A 16,438-nucleotide genomic window follows, 5' to 3' on the forward strand; every position below is an offset into this window, starting at 1 on the left:
TGAGCGACATGGTCAGCAGCACGCAGGACGTGCTTCAACTCGAAGGAGAATTGCGTTCGACCCGTCAATTGTTGGAGGCGTTTGTAAACAATGCGGCGGTGGCCTTTCTGGTGTGCGACCTGGACGGCCGTGTTTTGCGCACCAACCGGACGTTCGAGCAAGCGTTTGGCTGGCGGGAGGAGCAAGTGCTGGGCGAGGTGCTGCCAGTCGTTCCCATGGAGGCAAGGGTCGCCTATCTGGACGCGTTGCGCGAGTCCGGGTATCAGCTGACGGCGGCGGAGCAGGAGCGGCAACGCCAAGATGGCAGCACGTTTGTCGCCAGCGAGACGGTGGTGCCGATGCCGGGAACGGAAGGCGGGATGAGCGGGTTTGCGCTGATCATGCGCGACATCTCCTCCCGCAAAGCGGAGGAGCGGCGGTTGAAGGAAAGCGAGATGCGCTACCGCTCTCTGTTTGAGCACAACCCGGACGGCGTGTTTATGATCGATCTGAACGGTGTGTTTACCAGCATCAATCCGGCGGCTGAACACATCACCGGCTATACGGAAAACGAGTTGATCGGCAGAAGCTATGAGTTTTTCACAGAGTCTGAAGAGATCGAACGGCTGCGGGAGCTTTTTCAAAGAGCGTTGCAGGGAGCCACTCAAAATTATGAGATGGCGATCCGACATAAACAAGGGCAGCGTGTGGAGTTGAGCGTGATCTCGTTGCCCATTGAGATCGACGGCGAACTGATCGGCGTGTACGGCATCGCCAAAGACATCACCGAAGCCAAGCGGGCGGAGCGGATGATCAACCACATGGCCTATCACGATGCGCTGACCGACCTGCCGAACCGCCGCTTGTTTGAAAACAAGCTGATCGATACGCTGGCGGGCGCGCAGCAGCGGGGCGAACGGGCGGCGGTGCTGTTCCTCGATCTGGATCGCTTCAAGTCGATCAACGATACACAAGGCCACGCGGCGGGCGACGGGGTGTTGGTGACGGTTGCGGATCGGCTGCGCGAGTGCGTGCGCGACACCGATGTGGTGGCGCGGATCAGCGGGGATGAGTTTACGCTGATCTTGCCCGATATCAAGAAGGGGACGGCCGAGACGGTGGCGCAGCGCGTGCTGGACAGTTTGCGGCGTCCGATCTTTATCGGGGTACAGGACTATCACGTCACCGCGAGCATCGGCATCTCGATCTATCCGGATCACGGCGGGGATGCGGCTGCGCTGATGAAGCGTGCGGATGCTGCGATGTATCGTTCGAAGGGACTAGGCAAAAACACGTGGCAGATGTACCAGCCGTCCTTTGAAACGTTGCTGAAACGACAAAATTGTTAAGAAATCGAGAAAATACGAAATAGTTCACGACAACTTTAGTTGAATTTGGTACAATGAGGGCATAGACAAGTTCATCGTTTTGCTGCTGGGACGAACATCTTCGTTCGAAAGGGGAACTATGATTTGGTTGAATGCCCGATTTGCTGTCAATTGTTGGAGGAGCTGACGTCTGTGCACTGTCAGCAAACTCACGGTGTTACAAAGCAACAAGTGATCACGCAGTTCGGTAAGCCCAAACCCATCTTTCACGTCTTTTCGAAAACAGAGAAAACAGACCCGCAAACGGTGTCGCGTTGGGACTATGTCAATTCCCAACAGGTGACCGACCGGATTCGTTCGCGATCTCGCAAGTTTCACGACTCGCGCTGAGGTGGGTCCATCCAGACATCATCAAAATGATCAAAATGATCAAAAAGCCCCCCTGCCTGAGGCAGCGAGGCTTTTTTTCTTTATGGGGCTTGCTTACTGTTTGGTGCGCGGCGGTTCCGGGTTGCCGTCTTCGTCGACGAACTGGATCTGGTCGAGCTGGTTGCGGAACGATTGTCGGAAGGAGGTCATGTATTCGTCGCGCAGAGCTTTCTGCTCCTTCGCTTCCGCTTCGGTGAGCGTGCCGGCCTTTTTCTTGCGGGCCAGTTCGTTGATGCGTTCGATCTTGTCAGGGGTCAGCATCTCGCTGCCTCCTTTCTTGTAGGGAAAAATCTGTAGCTTAGTCTACAAGAAAAACGGCGGTTCGTCAAAAGGACGGCGGTTGCCAGACGTACGGGTTTTCGCCGCGGTCGCGCTCCGGGTTGTACTTCACCGCGCAAAAGCCAAGGCGAAGGAAGAAGTCTTGCGCGCCGAGCCGGACGTTGGTTTTGATCGGGCGTCCCAGCGACTTGGCGTATTCGACCAGCGCTTGGCCGTAGCCTTTGCCTTTGTAGCCGGGCAGCACTTCGAGCTTCATCAGTTCGAGGTAGCCGGTAGCCGGTTCAAAATAGCGGTCGTACTTGGCCGGCGTCGGGTAGAGGGAGATGCGGGCGACGAGCTTGCCTTCCTCGTAGATGCCGTAGAAAGGCGAGTCGACATTGTCCTCGATCAGGTCGGCTTGGAGATCTTCCAGCATGGACAGTTCTTCCAATCCGTTCTCGCGAAATTTTTTAAACTCTTCGAGCGTTTTGTAGTTGATCGACAGTCGTTGCACGCGTGTGGTCATCGTTCGGTTCCTCCCGCTCTTTTTGCTTTTATTATACATGCGGCAGGAACGTTTTGTCAGTGCGCATGACGCAGAAGGCGTGCAGGATCTCGCTGAGATGTCCGGGGGCGAGGGTGGGAGGCTCGATGATCTCGCAGCCGGAGCGGCAGGAGGGGCGAGGATCATCGGGGCGGTTGACGATCAGGACGGGCATGTCGAGATCGGGCAGGCAAGGGGTCTCCGGGCGGATCAGGAACAAGCCGCTGATCCTGGCGGGAATCTCAGCTGCGATGGCGGCCGCGAGCGGCGAGTCGGCGCGGGAGGCGGCGAGCACGATCTGCTCCCAGCCCAGTTCATCGAGCAGGAGCGAAAGGCTGGCGGCATGGTCGGCGCGCTCCGGGTCGATCAAGGTGAAGACGGCGGCGAGGCAGTCCTCGCGGGAGTTCACCCCTTCGAGCAACTGCGGAAAGCGGGAAAAGTCCTGACCGGCGTGGCGGCTTTGCAGGAGCAGAACACGGGTGGCGTTGCGTGCTGGCATAGGGACAGCCTCCTTTTGATCAAAACTCGGAGGCGTGCCTGTCCGAGTTTTTTTACCAATCCCTATGCAGCCCGCGAACCATTTATGCTATAATAAACCCGAACGATTGAGAGTGATACGACATGAATGTTCGGTTTGGGCGGGTGATGAGAGATGAAAGCACTCTGTTTGGACCTCGATGAGACGCTGTTTGACCATCGGCACGCCTGTCGCATGGGGATCTCGCACCTCTGGGATACTTATGAAGAGTTGCAGGTCAAATCGGTGGAGCAACTGGAGCAGGAGTTCTGGGTGATGCTCGACCGGATGTATCACGAGGTGCTGGCCGGCCGCATGACGGCGGAAGCGTCGCGTCTGGAGCGCATCCGCACGCTGTACGCAGGTTGCGGTCTGCTCGTGGCTGAGACGGAACTGCTGGCGAGCGTGGAGCGGTACGGTCAGCTGTACCGGCAGCATCGCCGTGCGATGCCCGGTGCGCTGGAGTTGCTGACGAACGCTCGCGAGCGCGGGTGTCAGATCGCGGTGTTGACCAACGGACTGACGGCCGTGCAGCGAGACAAGCTCGACGCCTGCGGGCTGACTGTGCACGTCGATCACCTGATCACGTCGCAGGATGCAGGCGTGAAAAAGCCGGATGCACGCCTGTTTGAACAGGCACTGACGCGGCTTGGCATCACGCCTTCGGACACGGTGATGATCGGCGACTCGTGGGACGCGGACATCGTCGGGGCGCAAGGGCTCGGGATGCGGGCGATCTGGTTGAACAGGGGGCGGATAAACTGCCCCGATCCACAGCAGGCGACCGAGGTGCAGTCGCTGCACGAGGTGCCGGCCTTGCTGGGATGGACTTGAAAGGAGTTTGGAGAACAAGATGACGATCAAATCGATTTCGCCCCTCGACGGGCGTTATGAAAGCAATGTGGCGGTGCTCGGGGACTATTTTTCGGAATGGGCGCTGTTGAAATATCGCGTGGTTGTGGAAGTGGAGTGGCTGATCAAGATGGCCGCGACGCCGGAGATCCCGGAGGTGCGCGCTTTTACAGACGCGGAGATCGCGCTGCTGCGCGGCATCGCCGACTCGTTTGACGAAGCGGCCTCGCTGCGGATCAAAGAGATCGAGAGCGTGACCAAGCACGACGTGAAAGCGGTCGAGTATTTCATTAAGGAACAGCTCAAAGAGTCGTCGCTGGCCGACGTGATGGAGTTTGTCCACTTTGCCTGCACATCCGAGGACATCAACAACCTGTCCCATGCTTTGATGATCAAAGGCGGCATCGTCGACGTGTGGCTGCCGATGGCGGAGAAGTTTGTCGCGGCGGTGGCCGCTCTCGCAGACGAGACCAAGGAGGTCTCGATGCTGGCCCGCACGCACGGGCAACCGGCATCGCCTACGACGATCGGCAAAGAGCTGGCGGTGTTCGTCTACCGCTGGCAACGCCAACTGCGTCAAGTGCGGGGCTTGGAATACCTCGGCAAATTTAACGGCGCGGTGGGCAATTTCAACGCGCACACGTCCGCGTACCCGGATGCTCCGTGGGAAGAGATCGCCTCTTCGTTTGTCGAGGGGCTGGGCCTGACCTACAACCCGCTGACGACGCAGATCGAATCGCACGATTATCTGGCAGAGGCGTTCCATGTGCTGATGCGCTTCAACAACATCGCGATGGACTTTGACCGCGACGTGTGGCAGTACATCTCGCTCGGGTATTTCAAGCAAAAGACGGTGGCAGGCGAGATCGGTTCTTCGACGATGCCGCACAAGGTCAACCCGATCAACTTCGAAAACTCGGAAGCAAACCTTGGCATCGCCAACGCGACGCTCGATCATTTGGCGAACAAGCTACCGATCTCCCGTCTCCAGCGCGACCTGACCGACTCCTCTGCGCTGCGCAACATGGGCGTAGGCATCGCGCATTCGTACCTCGCGTTGCAGGCCGCGCTGCGCGGTCTCGGCCAGTTGACGGTCAACCATGCCGCGTTGGAAGCAGATCTCGCGAGCACGTGGGAAGTGCTGGCTGAGCCGGTACAGACGGTGATGCGCAAGGAAGGGCATGAAAACCCGTACGAGCAGTTGAAGGAGCTGACCCGCGGCGCGGCGATCACTCCGGAAGCGATGCGTGCGTTTATCTCCGGCCTCGACCTGCCGGAAGCGGACAAGAGCCGCCTGCAAGCGATGACTCCGGCGAGCTACGTCGGCATCGCGTCTCAACTGGTGCGCCACATTCAGAAATAAGCAAAAAAGCCCTCGGCGCGCCGGGGGCTTTTTTTCATCAGTCGAAGATGATGACAAAAAATTTTTTGGACAAACTTTTCCCGAGACCCGCATAAAATCATCCCGTTGTACGTATTCCGTATATGATGCCCCGTCAAGAGTGTCATATTGTTGGAAACGGACGGGATCAGCAAGGGGGAAATGGACATGAACGAGCGAATCTTGGCCGGTCGGTATCGTCTCCAAGAAGCGGTCGGCGGCCGCTCGGATCTCTGGCGCGCTCATGACGAAGCGCTGGGTCGCCAAGTGGCGGTCAAGCGGCTGGCCGCTGGAGTGACGGAGGACCGCAGACGTCAGCTGGAGCCGGAGATCGCCAAGGCGGCCGGTCTGCATGACCCGCACTTGTTGGCCGTATATGATGCGGTCTGGGAAGAAGATGTCTTTTATTTGGTCACTGAAGACCTTGAAGGTGATAGTTTGGCCCGCTACGTCCGCGATCAGAGCAAGGTAGAGCCGGAGCGGGCGGTCGATCTGATCTGCCAATTGGCAGGCGCGGTCGTGCAAGCGGAAAAGAACGGTGTCTATGAATTGTCGATCGATCCAAAGACGGTTTTGATCGACGAAGGCTATTTGAAAGTGATCGAGTATGGACCGCTGGCGACGGCGTCGCGGGCGCAAAGCACGCGGGAGCAGATTCACACGGTTGGCGTGCTGCTCTATGAACTCCTGACCGGCAACGGCTGGTCAGACCTCGCGCCGACGCGTCAAGTGGTGCAGGATGTGCATCAGGCGCTCGCCGCCGCTCAGGTACATCACAGCTGGCTGCCGGAGCGGATGGAGAGCATCGCGCACCGCGCGCTCGGTCTGTTGGCGGAGGGCGGCTACCAGTCGATGCAAGAGTTGCACAAAGATGTGAAAGCGGTGCGTCACGCGATCGGGCAGGCGGCCGACCTGCTCGGTGAGCGGGGGCAGACGGGGTCGAAGGCGTCTGCAGGCGGCGTATCGCCGGTGGAACAGGTGCGCGACACGGTGCTCGGAGCGGCACAGGAAGGAATGGCGAAAGTGGCGCAGGTGCGCAAGATGGAGTTCGTCAAGCAGATGACCGAAAAGAGCACCCCGAAAAAGCGCAGCCCGCTGCTGTACGCGCTGGCCGCCGTCGTGTTGGTCATCGTCACCGGCGGGCTGTGGTGGACGGCGAGCGGCGAAGAGGCGACGACGGTGGCGCACGGTGAGTTCCAAGGCAAGGAAGTCAAGATGCCGAACTTGATCAACAAGACGGAGCAACAAGCGGTGCAGATCCTTACCGAGAACGGCTTCCCGCAAAATCGCATCCAGTGGGTGTATAAGCCGACCGATGAACGGCTGACCGAGGGAAAGATCTATCAGCAGTCGGTCGACCCGAACACGCAGGTGGTGACCGGCGAGCAGATGATCGTGCTGACGGTCAACGGCACGATGACCGACGGTCAAACGGCCGGCGAGTCGAACGGCAGCAACGGCGGCAACAACCCGAACGGGCAAGAGTCCGTGACAGCGGGCGTTGTGCCCGACCTGCGCGGGATGTCGCAACCCGATGCCGAACAGATGCTGCTCAAACTGGGTTACCGCTACTCGTTTGAGATCAAGAGCGGCGGCGACACTCCGGCCGGTACTGTCTACCAGCAACAACCGGCAGCCGGTTCAAAGGCGGAACAGGGCGCACGGGTGACGTTCTACGTCAATCAATAAGCACAGCTAGAAGAAAAACAAGAAAAAGGCAACCTCCGACGTGTCAAGAGGTTGCCTTTTTGGTACGGCGTTTCCTGCGGAGCTATGATCAGGAGAGGCGGCTCTTGAGGAGTTCGAGCACTTCACCGTCTTCCGGGAAGCGGCCGAGCTCCTTTTTGGAGAAGATCACCTCTCCGTTGAGAGTCAGTTCAAACACACCGCCTGTGGCGGGGACCAGCGCGAACTCGCGGATCGAAAATTGATGATGCGTCAACAGTTCTTCCGTCAACCTGACGGCTTTGGGCAAGAAGCCTCAAGACGTGCAGTAGGACAGAGACAATTTGTTCTCAGCCATATGACAAGCAACCTCCTGTAAAGTAAGATGTCTTCACATCGTAGCACGGCGGGTGGAAAGACTGCAAACCCATGATGACCGTCCGGCTCGGTTATGATATTCTAGGTAGTACACATTTCCGTGAGCGGGAGGACAAGAGAAAGATGGAAGATCTGGGCATGTTTGAACCGGGGGTTGAAGGGCTCGAAGATCTCGCAGGGATCTTGGAGAGTCTGTTTGGTGACAGCCAGGTGTTTGTGCGGCTGTGGATGCGGGAAGAGCGGGGGGAGACGGTGCATGAGCATCTGTTGAGCCAGTTTGCCGGGACGCTGGATCTGTGCGGCATCGTGCAGTCGGAGTCCGAGGAGGATGTGGCGCTCGAGTTGCTGTTTCGCGAGGTCGATCCGACGGGAGGCGGCGAAGAACCGCGTTTGATGGCGATGCCGGTGGACAGTCAGGATGTGGAGGTCGATCTCGACCCGGATCAAGTGGCGGTGAGCAGCGGGTCGTTTACGCTGGCGATCGAGCGGCTCGGCTAAGTGCGAACTGCGTTCTGGACAGGCACCGTCGTCTCAGCCGGGTAAAAGTCGCTGTGCGTGTATTTGCCGGCAAAGTCGGCGAAGGAGAGACAGATCAGATCGTGGTAGACAGCCGGCAGATCGGAGCCGACGTAGAAGAGCGGGTTGGAGGCGTAGCGGAGTTCATACTCGTGCGGGTCATGCGAAGGCTCGACGAGATGTACTTCCAGATGCTCGTCGAAGATCGCGAACGCGGTGCGGTCCCCGACCAAGCAGCCCGGCACGCGGAAATACCCGCCCGTCTCTTCGTTCGGCCAGCGGATGATGATCGGTCGATAGTTCCATTCCATGAAAAATCCCTCCTAGTAGGATCATGATCGGTGCAGTATAATTGACGATTGGATAGAAACACACACCTGAGGCAACGTTTTCCAGTGGTGTTGGGATTATTATAGGGTGTAACTATAGTGTGAGTCGAAGGGGCGAGGGGGTCGTTTGGGGTTGTGAGGGCGGGTTGGCTCGCTCTGGGTCTTTGTAGTGGCTTGGATTGCGGTTTTTGGTGAGAACATGTGTTTGGGGGTAGTGGGATATGGAGGAACTAGGGAGCCGGATCCGGCGGGCGCGTCAGACGCGCCGCGTGACGGCAGCGCAACTGGCAGAACATATCGGCGTGTCGGCCAATTACATCAGCGAGCTGGAGCGGGGCGTCAAGAAAAATCCGTCGATGCAGGTGATCGCGAAGATGTCGGACGTGCTGGATTTTCCGGTCGACTATTTCTTTGGCGTCGAGCAGCGGCGGATCGCGCAGTATATCCCGGAGGATCTCTCGTCGTACGTGCACGAAGCGATCGTGCAGTCCTACGGCGAGACCACGCGTGACTTGGAGGAGCTCGACGACCGGGAAGTGATGGACGCCCTGATGGAGTATGTGCGCGAGATGCGCAAGAAGACCGTGGAATAGAGCGAACGACAGAAGGATGTGAACGAGGATGAAGCGACGGCTCTTCTGGATCGCGGCGCTGGCCGTGGAAGTGTGGGTCTTGGTGGCGATGTACGGCAAATATGCCGATGTGCAGCAGCGCATCCTCAACGTGCAGGGGCAATTTACGGAGCGCTATGCAGATCTGCATCAAGAATGGCTGCAGATGGCGGGCGCGCTGGTGTTGGTGGCGCTGATCTTGCCGTTTACGCTGTATTATCTGGTGCAGTCATTTCGCAAATAGAGGGATCAGGGGCCACCGCTTGGCAGCAGGTGGTCTTTTTGTATGGTTAATGGTCGCTTCCTCCCCGGCGGACATAGATATGAGGAGAGGACTCAGTTGACGGCAGAGGAGCGACGCATGTGAGCGAATGGACGTATCATGACGCTTTGGCTCAGTTTGGCATCGGCAGTGCTCATCCCGGCGGATACGGGTTGACGAAGGAACTGTTGGCAAAAGAGGCGTTGACCGCCAAGACGCGGGTGCTCGACTGCGGGTGCGGCACAGGGCGCACGGCCGCCTTGCTGGCCAAGCGATACCGGTGCAAGGTGACGGCGCTCGACCGCCACCCGCTGATGCTGGAGAAGGCCAAGCGCCGGATGGCAAAAGAAAAGGTGCGCAGCGTACGTCTGCTGCAGGGCGACATCGAAAACCTGCCGTTTGCGGACAACAGCTTTGACCTGTTGCTCGCCGAGTCGGTGACCGTCTTTACCGATCTTGGGACGGCGCTTCGGGAGTATGCCCGCGTGCTGCGTCCCGGCGGGGTGCTGATCGACCTCGACATGACGGCAGAGCGGCCGCTGTCCGCCCGCGAGCTGGAGGAGCTGAGTCTGGTCTACGGCACGCGGCATGTGCCGACGGAGGAGGAGTGGCGCGGTCGTTTGGAGCAGGCCGGGTTTGACCTGATCGAGGTGGTCAAAGGCGGTTCGGTGGCATCGGCGTTGGCCGCGCTGACCGAACAGCAGGCGGCTGACGCGCAGGACATCGATCCGTCGGAAGGCATCGATACGCAGCTGTACGAGATTTTTGCCGCTCACGAACGGGTGACTCGGCAGTATCGGCACCGCCTGGGGTTTCGCGTCTTTCGGGCGGTGGTGAAATAGGGGCGAGGCTCTTGCAAAAACTCGCCTCGTTGCCTAAAATGTGAAGGATTGCACATAGAGAAAGAGGAGCGAACAAAGAGATGGTCACGTTGGAGACAAAGACTGATTTTCATACATATGACGAAGTGGAAGCAGCCGTTTGGAAGCTGGTGGAGGAACACATCGAGAACGGCCGTTTCCTGACCGCCCTTGGCAACGGCGACTTCACGGCCGGGCAGATTGCCGAGTTTGCCCTGCAATACAGCTACTATTCCCGCAATTTCCCCCGCGTGCTCGGAGCGGCGATCGCAGCCGTCGAACCGCTGGACCGTTGGTGGGTGCCGCTGGTTGACAATCTGTGGGACGAAGCCGGGCGCGGCAATCCGAAAGGTTTCCATTCGAAGATGTACAGAAGCTTCCTTGAGACGGCGGCACCGGGCGTTGTGATCAATGACGAGCACGTCCCGCAGCATCCGGTGGGCGAGGCGGCCAAGCGGGCGGTGCAGGCGTTCATCGACTTCCTTGGACAGGCGACGACGCTTCAGGCGATGGCGGCGGTCGGCCTTGGCTCCGAACTGTTTGCCGGCAAGGTGATGGGCTTGATCGGCCAGGGGCTGCGGCATGCCAACTACAACGGAGAGCAGCGGATCAACGTCGGCTTTTGGATGGCACATGCGGACACGCACGAACCGCGCCATTATCAACTGTGCAAAGAGGTGCTGCTCGATTTCAACGAGCCGGAGCAACTGGCGGAGATCTATCGGGCCGGGGCGGCGGTCGCGTTGTCGGAGGCACAGTTTTACGAGGAATTGTATCAAGAATTGACGGGATTGCAGGGGACGGATTCCATACTGTTGTCAAGAGCATAAGCAGAGCAAGAGAGGTCATCCTAACAAAACAAAGGATGGCCTCTTTTGCATGATCAGGGATCTCTTGGAAGGGGGAGGTGGACATCGCTTGACCCGATTTGTGAAGCCTCGCAAGCTCAGTGAATGGAAGCAGCAACAGGTTCTGGAGGAGCGGTTCGAGCAAAAGGTGGACCGCCTTCCCGAGGATGGGCTGACCGAAGATCTCGATCTGAATCTGAAAACGTTGCACGAGATGCTCGGCTACAGCAACGATCTCATCATACGCGACTTCATCTGTGAGACTCCCCGCCATATGCGCGCGTCCCTGATCTTTGTCGACGGACTGGTGTCGACCGAGATCATCGACGATCAGATCATGCGGCCGCTTATGATCACACCTGTCGCGGAGTATAAAGAGCATCTGCTTCCACCGACGGAAGCGGTCCTCCATATCAAGAGGAGCGTGCTGCCCATCGGCGAAGCGAAAGAGTCGGCCGCATTCAAAGATGTGGTCAAGTCGGTGCTGAGCGGCGATACCGCCTTGCTCTTGGAAGGGTGTCGGCAGGCCCTTTTGCTCAATACGAAGGGTTGGGAAAAGCGGAGCGTGTCGGAACCGACCGCCGAATCGATTGTACGCGGACCGCGCGAGGGATTTAGCGAGACGCTGCGGGTCAATACCGCCTTGATCCGGCGTCGGGTCAAAGACCCGGATCTGCGGGTGAAAAACTTTAGCGTCGGCACGCGCAGCAACACGGACGTCGCGGTGTTGTACATCGAAGGGGTGGCCGATCACAACATCGTCGAAGAGGTGCAACGGCGCATCCAGGACATCGAGATCGACGGCGTGCTCGAGAGCGGCTATATCGAGCAGTTTATCGAGGACAACCACTGGTCGCCGTTTCCGATCATCCAAAACACTGAGCGGCCAGACAAAGCGGCTGCCAATCTGCTCGAAGGCAAAGTGATCATCGTCATTGACGGCACGCCGTTTGTGTTGATCGCACCGGCGGTGCTCTCGCAGTTTTACCATTCACCGGAAGATTATTACGAGCGTTTTTTGATCTCTACCCTGCTGCGTTTCATCCGGGCGTTGAGCATGACGATCGCTCTGCTGTTGCCGTCTTTGTATATCGCCTTCTCCTCCTTTCACCCCGAGATGATCCCATCCAAGCTGGTGATCGCGATGGCGGCCGGCCGCGCGACCGTGCCGTTTCCCTCGGTGGTGGAGGCGCTGGCGATGGAAATCTCCATCGAGATCCTGCGCGAAGCCAGCGTCCGGCTGCCAGGCCCGATTGGCCCGACCATCGGCATCGTCGGCGCGTTGATCGTCGGTGAAGCGGCGGTGTCGGCCGGCATCGTCTCGCCGATCATGGTCATCGTCGTCGCGTTGACGACCATCGGTTCCTTTGCCGCTCCGTCCTACAACGCGGCCATCGCGTTGCGCATGCTCCGGTTTCCGGTGATGTTGCTCGCCGCCGCGTTCGGTCTGTATGGGATCATGCTGTTCATGATCTTGATCGTCGTGCATCTCTGTTCGCTGAAATCTTTCGGCGTGCCGTACCTTTCCCCGTTTACGCCGCGCAACCTGCTCGCGATGGGCGACAGCGTGATCCGCATCCCGCTCTATTGGATGAAGAAGCGGCCGAACGTGTTTGCCGAATCAACAGACAACGTGCGTCTGAAACCTTCATCAGCGGAGGATATCAAACCCGATGACAAGTGGAAAACAGAACCCCAAACGGAAGAAGAACAAGACCAATAGTTCCCCCTACAAAATGACGGTGCAGCAGGCGATGTCCCTCAACGCCTCGACGATCATCGGAGTAGGGGTGCTCACGTTGCCCCGCTCCGTGACCGATGCGGGACATCAGTTTGGCTGGTATTCGGTGTTGCTCGGTCTGCTCTACGGCGTCCTCGGGATCTTCGTGGTCGTGAAACTCGGGGCGAGATTTCCCGGGAAAACGTTTGTGGAGTTTTCGTCGGAGATCCTCGGCAGTCAAAAGGTGAAATGGCTCGGGCCCGTGATTCGATTTCCCCTCATCCTGATCTACAGCCTCTACTGGGCGCTCGTCTGCTCTTTGGTGGCGCGCATCTTCGGTGAAGTGGTCGTCACGGCCGTGCTGACCAACACGCCGCTGGAGGTGATCGTCGGCACGATGCTGCTGCTCTGCCTCTATCTGGCGTGGCACGATGTCGAGGTGGTGACCCGCGTCAACGAGGTGCTGTTGATCATCATCGTCATCCCGGTGCTGTTTATCTCTTTGTCCGCCTATCAAAATGCGCAGATGGAATTTATCATGCCGCTAGTGCCCTACGACGGTTATTGGTTTCAACTGCTCCAAGGGTCGCTCCCGGTGATGACCAGCTTTTTGGGGTTTGAGTGCATGTTGATGTTCAACAAACATCTGCAGGAAGATCGGAAAATGATGCGCTACCAGATCTACGGGATTCTGGTGCCAGGCGTGTTGTATCTGCTGATCGTCATCGCCGGGATCATGGCATTCGGGTACGAAGAACTGTCCCGCCAGGCGTGGCCGACGCTTGAATTGATCAAGTCGGTCAATGTGCCGGGGTTGATCCTCGAACGGCTGGAAGCGGTGTTTCTGGGCGTCTGGGTGGCGGCTGTGTTTACGACGGCCGGCACCTGGTTCTATTGTGCCAACTGGACGCTGTCCGAACTGATCGGCCGCCCGCACAAACGGCGTTGGATCACCGTCGCGTACGTCCTTTTGATCTACTTATTGGCGATGCGTCTCGGGGGCAACGTGCAAGAACTGTTCCGGACGACCGACTATGCCGGCTACGGCGGCATCGTGCTCGCCTTTGTGATTCCAGGGCTGCTGCTCTTGATCGCGATGGCGCGCAAACTGGATCATCGAGGCGAAAAGGAGGAGGAGTCCCGTGAAGCGAGTTAGAGCGGTGCTTCCTTTTCTGCTGTTCATCGTGCTGATGAGCACGGTGACGGCCGGGTGTTGGGACCGCCGCGAGTTGGAAGAGCGGACTTCGGTGGTGGCGATGTCGATCGACCGGGTCGACGAAAAGGAGCAATCCTTGGTCAAGATCTCCGTGCAGATCCCGATCCCGATCAAGATCGTCGGCTCCGGCGGCGGGGGCGGCGAAGGAGGTAAAAGCGCCGTCAAAGTGATGAGCGCCACCGGGTACTCGATGGCCGACGCGATGCGCAATCTTCAGCAGCGGCTCAATCAGCAACTTTTTTACGGGCACACTCGCGTCGTGGCGATCAGCGAAGCGGTGGCGCGAGAGGATCTCTCCGCCATCGTCGACTCGCTGCGCCGCTCTCCCCAGATGCGCCGCCTGCTCTGGATGGTGATCACGCCCCAAGAGGCGGTGAAACTGCTCGAAGCCGATCCAAAGCTGGAACAGATCCCGATCGTCTACGTGATGGACTTGATGGAAAACGGGTCCAAGTCGGGGATCGTACCGGACATCACGCTTGGCAGATGGTTTATCGACCGCTCCTCGTCAGGGAGCGATGCGATGGCCAACTACATTCAATCCACCCCGCGCGAAGTCAAATGGCACGGTCTCGCTCTCTTTAACGACGACAAGATGGTCGGTCATCTGGAGGAAGACCTTTCGTGGGTGCTGATGCAGGTGAAAAATAAACAGATCGGCGGCGACGTGACCATCTCGTGTCCACAGAACGCCTCCCGAGTTGACGGTATAGGCGCCTATCTCACCGCTCATCCCAAGAAGGTCCACGTCAAAACCACAGTCGCACCCTACCAAAACACGTTTAAAATGACGGTGGACGTGATGGTGGAAGACGATATCGTCGAGTCGATGTGCAACGCTGATTTTTCCAAAGAGGAGTCGTATCGATTGGTCGAAAAGGCGTTGGCCGCCGAGATGAACTCCCGCGCACAAAAAATGATCGAAAAAGTGCAGGGGGAGTACGGCGTGGACGTTTTTGGCATGGGCAACAAAGTGCGGGCCAACTACATGAAGCAGTTTGAACAATTGGATTGGAAAAAGGAATTTCCCAAAACGAAAATCGAGGTCCGCTACACGGTGGAGGTGCGCCGGGTGGGAATGAAAATGCAGTGACGAGCGAACGATAAGAGCAGAAAAGGAGGGCGACTCGATGAACAATGAAGATCAGAAACTCCAGCAGCGCAAAAAGCATGATGATAAATTTGAAGAGAACATGCACAAAGAGTACACCGACATCGAGGAAGAGTATCATGCCGCCTATCCTGATCGGCCGATGCCGTGGACGTGGGGCTTCCTGACCGGGCTCTTCAGCCGCGACGGCAAAGGCATGGTGCTCTGGGGACTGGTGGGGGCGGCCGTCGCGGTGGCGCTGTGGATCGTCTATATGATGTTCGCGCCTCCCGCTCCGTAAACTGTCTCCTGCGCGCCAGAGTCAGCCGACGAACTTCGGTCCCCGGGGTTCGTCGGTTTTTTTGTACCGTGGACAAAAGTGGAAGTGTGTTCCTATAATGAATTACACTTACATGGAGGAGGGGAATAGGCTATGAGACAAAATATCCTGTTTGACTTGGACGACACGTTGATCCATTGCAACCGCTTTTTCAGCGAAGCGCGGACCGAGTTTCTCGACGCGATGGATCGGATGTTTGCTTCGTACCCGATCACGCGCAAGATGGTGGACGAGACCCAGCAGCACATCGACCTCTCCGGCATCGAACAGTTTGGCCTTGGCAAGCACCGCTTCCCGGAATCGTTGATCTCCACCTATCGGCTGATGTGCGAGAAGGTGGGCAAAGAGCCGCTCAAGCATGACGAAGACGAACTGCTCTCCATCGGATACGGAGTCTACACCAAAGAGGTGGAACTGTATCCGCATGCGCATGAGACGCTGGAGCGGCTCAAGGGAGAAGGGCATGAACTGTATCTCTACACGGGCGGCGATCACGAGATCCAGACCGGAAAAGTGCTGCGCGCGGGGTTGGAACATATCTTCACGAAAGACCGGCGTTTTATCAGCGAGCACAAAAACCGCGACGTTCTCGCCCGGATCATCCGCGAGAAACAGTTCGACAAAGAACATACTTGGATGATCGGCAACTCGGCGCGCACCGACATCCGTCCGGCCCTGCTGGAAGGGATTCACGCCATCCACTTGCCGGACAAAGGCGGCTGGTCGTTTGACCATGCCGATCTGAACGTGCCGGTGACGGGCAAGTTTCACACGTTGGAGAGCATCGTCCATGTGCCGCCGGTGATCCGCGAGCATATCGAGCCGAAATGATCGGGACGATCTGGATCGACGGGGACGGCTGCCCGAAGCTCGCCGTGCGTTTTACGCTCGATGAAGGCGAGCGTCGCGGCCTCCCCGTGGTGCTGGTGACCAACGTGCATCACGAACAACAGGCGCCGGGCAGGTTGGTCGTCGACGGCGAAGCGCAGGCGGTCGACCTCGCGATCCTCAACCGGATGCGGGCGGGCGACGTCGTGATCACGCAGGATATCGGGCTGGCGGCGATGGTGCTGGGCAAAAAGGGCTACGCGCTCAATCCGAGCGGGGAAGTGTACGAAGAGGAGCGGATGGGCCTGATCCTGGAATTGCGCGAGGCGGCCGCCAGACATCGTCGGGGCGGCGGGCGCACCAAAGGGCCGAAAAAGCGCACCGCTCTCGACGAGGAGCGGTTTCAAAAGGCGTTGCTCGGCCTGCTGGACCGCCTGATCTAAAGAAAGTATGGCGCTTTCCGCGACATGCTTTTTTTATTCGTAAA

Annotated in this window: 20 protein-coding genes; 15 read left to right on the forward strand and 5 right to left on the reverse strand. The window is 58.3% G+C overall.

Going from position 1 to position 16,438, the window contains the following annotated elements; genetic code table 11:
- Positions 1-8 precede the first annotated feature (8 nt).
- Positions 9-1,328: a PAS domain S-box protein gene (locus OS242_RS16125; RefSeq protein ID WP_267152726.1), complete on the forward strand. Its 1,320-nt coding sequence runs from the start codon at positions 9-11 to the stop codon at positions 1,326-1,328.
- A 462-nt stretch (positions 1,329-1,790) separates the two neighbouring features.
- Here OS242_RS16125 and OS242_RS16130 read toward each other — a convergent pair whose 3' ends face one another.
- The 3 genes from OS242_RS16130 to OS242_RS16140 all read right to left on the reverse strand — a co-directional run bounded on the left by OS242_RS16130 (position 1,791) and on the right by OS242_RS16140 (position 3,037).
- Complete coding sequence (locus tag OS242_RS16130; protein WP_267152727.1) at positions 1,791-1,997, reverse strand: DUF896 domain-containing protein; 207 nt, start codon at positions 1,995-1,997, stop codon at positions 1,791-1,793.
- Positions 1,998-2,061: 64 nt separating this feature from the next.
- Positions 2,062-2,520, reverse strand: coding sequence for an N-acetyltransferase (locus OS242_RS16135; RefSeq protein WP_267152728.1), 459 nt, complete (start codon positions 2,518-2,520; stop codon positions 2,062-2,064).
- A 31-nt stretch (positions 2,521-2,551) separates the two neighbouring features.
- On the reverse strand, positions 2,552-3,037 hold the full coding sequence (locus OS242_RS16140) for a hypothetical protein (RefSeq protein WP_267152729.1): 486 nt from the start codon (positions 3,035-3,037) through the stop codon (positions 2,552-2,554).
- A 153-nt stretch (positions 3,038-3,190) separates the two neighbouring features.
- Here OS242_RS16140 and OS242_RS16145 point away from each other — a divergent pair, with 153 nt between their 5' ends.
- From OS242_RS16145 to OS242_RS16155, 3 genes are all read left to right on the forward strand, one after another.
- Entirely contained in the window at positions 3,191-3,889 is a 699-nt protein-coding gene (locus tag OS242_RS16145; RefSeq protein ID WP_267152730.1) for an HAD family hydrolase, read from the forward strand.
- 19 nt (positions 3,890-3,908) lie between these two features.
- The gene (gene purB, locus OS242_RS16150; protein ID WP_267152731.1) at positions 3,909-5,270 is read left to right on the forward strand and encodes an adenylosuccinate lyase; all 1,362 of its coding nucleotides are present in this window, start codon (positions 3,909-3,911) and stop codon (positions 5,268-5,270) included.
- A gap of 186 nt (positions 5,271-5,456) precedes the next feature.
- On the forward strand, positions 5,457-6,977 hold the full coding sequence (locus OS242_RS16155; protein WP_267152732.1) for a PASTA domain-containing protein: 1,521 nt from the start codon (positions 5,457-5,459) through the stop codon (positions 6,975-6,977).
- Positions 6,978-7,065: 88 nt separating this feature from the next.
- Here the strand turns inward: OS242_RS16155 and OS242_RS16160 are convergent, their stop codons facing one another.
- A complete protein-coding gene (locus OS242_RS16160) occupies positions 7,066-7,263 on the reverse strand; it encodes an Rdx family protein (RefSeq protein WP_267152733.1) in 198 nt (65 codons plus the stop codon).
- Between the two features lie 191 nt (positions 7,264-7,454).
- Between OS242_RS16160 and OS242_RS16165 the strand changes: the two genes are divergently transcribed.
- Positions 7,455-7,829 carry a hypothetical protein gene (locus tag OS242_RS16165; protein ID WP_267152734.1) on the forward strand — a complete coding sequence of 125 codons (375 nt, stop codon included), beginning with the start codon at positions 7,455-7,457 and terminating at the stop codon, positions 7,827-7,829.
- Here the strand turns inward: OS242_RS16165 and OS242_RS16170 are convergent.
- The gene (locus OS242_RS16170; RefSeq protein WP_267152735.1) at positions 7,826-8,158 is read right to left on the reverse strand and encodes a hypothetical protein; all 333 of its coding nucleotides are present in this window, start codon (positions 8,156-8,158) and stop codon (positions 7,826-7,828) included. The two genes, OS242_RS16165 and OS242_RS16170, sit on opposite strands and share 4 nt — an antisense overlap.
- A gap of 239 nt (positions 8,159-8,397) precedes the next feature.
- Between OS242_RS16170 and OS242_RS16175 the strand changes: the two genes are divergently transcribed.
- From OS242_RS16175 to OS242_RS16220, 10 genes are all read left to right on the forward strand, one after another.
- Positions 8,398-8,769 carry a helix-turn-helix domain-containing protein gene (locus OS242_RS16175; RefSeq protein ID WP_267152736.1) on the forward strand — a complete coding sequence of 124 codons (372 nt, stop codon included), beginning with the start codon at positions 8,398-8,400 and terminating at the stop codon, positions 8,767-8,769.
- Between the two features lie 28 nt (positions 8,770-8,797).
- Positions 8,798-9,031 carry a hypothetical protein gene (locus tag OS242_RS16180; protein ID WP_267152737.1) on the forward strand — a complete coding sequence of 78 codons (234 nt, stop codon included), beginning with the start codon at positions 8,798-8,800 and terminating at the stop codon, positions 9,029-9,031.
- Positions 9,032-9,150: 119 nt separating this feature from the next.
- Complete coding sequence (locus tag OS242_RS16185; RefSeq protein WP_267152738.1) at positions 9,151-9,891, forward strand: class I SAM-dependent methyltransferase; 741 nt, start codon at positions 9,151-9,153, stop codon at positions 9,889-9,891.
- Positions 9,892-9,971: 80 nt separating this feature from the next.
- Positions 9,972-10,739, forward strand: a complete 768-nt coding sequence (locus tag OS242_RS16190) for a TenA family transcriptional regulator (RefSeq protein ID WP_267152739.1) — start codon at positions 9,972-9,974, stop codon at positions 10,737-10,739.
- Positions 10,740-10,827: 88 nt separating this feature from the next.
- On the forward strand, positions 10,828-12,480 hold the full coding sequence (locus tag OS242_RS16195; protein ID WP_267152740.1) for a spore germination protein: 1,653 nt from the start codon (positions 10,828-10,830) through the stop codon (positions 12,478-12,480).
- Positions 12,431-13,633 carry a GerAB/ArcD/ProY family transporter gene (locus OS242_RS16200; RefSeq protein WP_267152741.1) on the forward strand — a complete coding sequence of 401 codons (1,203 nt, stop codon included), beginning with the start codon at positions 12,431-12,433 and terminating at the stop codon, positions 13,631-13,633. The genes OS242_RS16195 and OS242_RS16200 overlap by 50 nt, the downstream gene beginning before the upstream one ends.
- Positions 13,620-14,786, forward strand: coding sequence for a Ger(x)C family spore germination protein (locus OS242_RS16205; RefSeq protein ID WP_267152742.1), 1,167 nt, complete (start codon positions 13,620-13,622; stop codon positions 14,784-14,786). The genes OS242_RS16200 and OS242_RS16205 overlap by 14 nt, the downstream gene beginning before the upstream one ends.
- 37 nt (positions 14,787-14,823) lie before the next feature.
- Positions 14,824-15,084 carry a hypothetical protein gene (locus OS242_RS16210; protein ID WP_267152743.1) on the forward strand — a complete coding sequence of 87 codons (261 nt, stop codon included), beginning with the start codon at positions 14,824-14,826 and terminating at the stop codon, positions 15,082-15,084.
- 132 nt (positions 15,085-15,216) lie between these two features.
- Positions 15,217-15,954 carry an HAD family hydrolase gene (locus OS242_RS16215; protein ID WP_267152744.1) on the forward strand — a complete coding sequence of 246 codons (738 nt, stop codon included), beginning with the start codon at positions 15,217-15,219 and terminating at the stop codon, positions 15,952-15,954.
- Complete coding sequence (locus OS242_RS16220; RefSeq protein WP_267152745.1) at positions 15,951-16,394, forward strand: YaiI/YqxD family protein; 444 nt, start codon at positions 15,951-15,953, stop codon at positions 16,392-16,394. Before OS242_RS16215 ends, OS242_RS16220 begins: the two co-directional genes overlap by 4 nt.
- Positions 16,395-16,438: the final 44 nt, after the last annotated feature.

This window comes from Tumebacillus lacus (assembly GCF_026410385.1).
GTDB lineage: Bacteria > Bacillota > Bacilli > Tumebacillales > Tumebacillaceae > Tumebacillus > Tumebacillus lacus.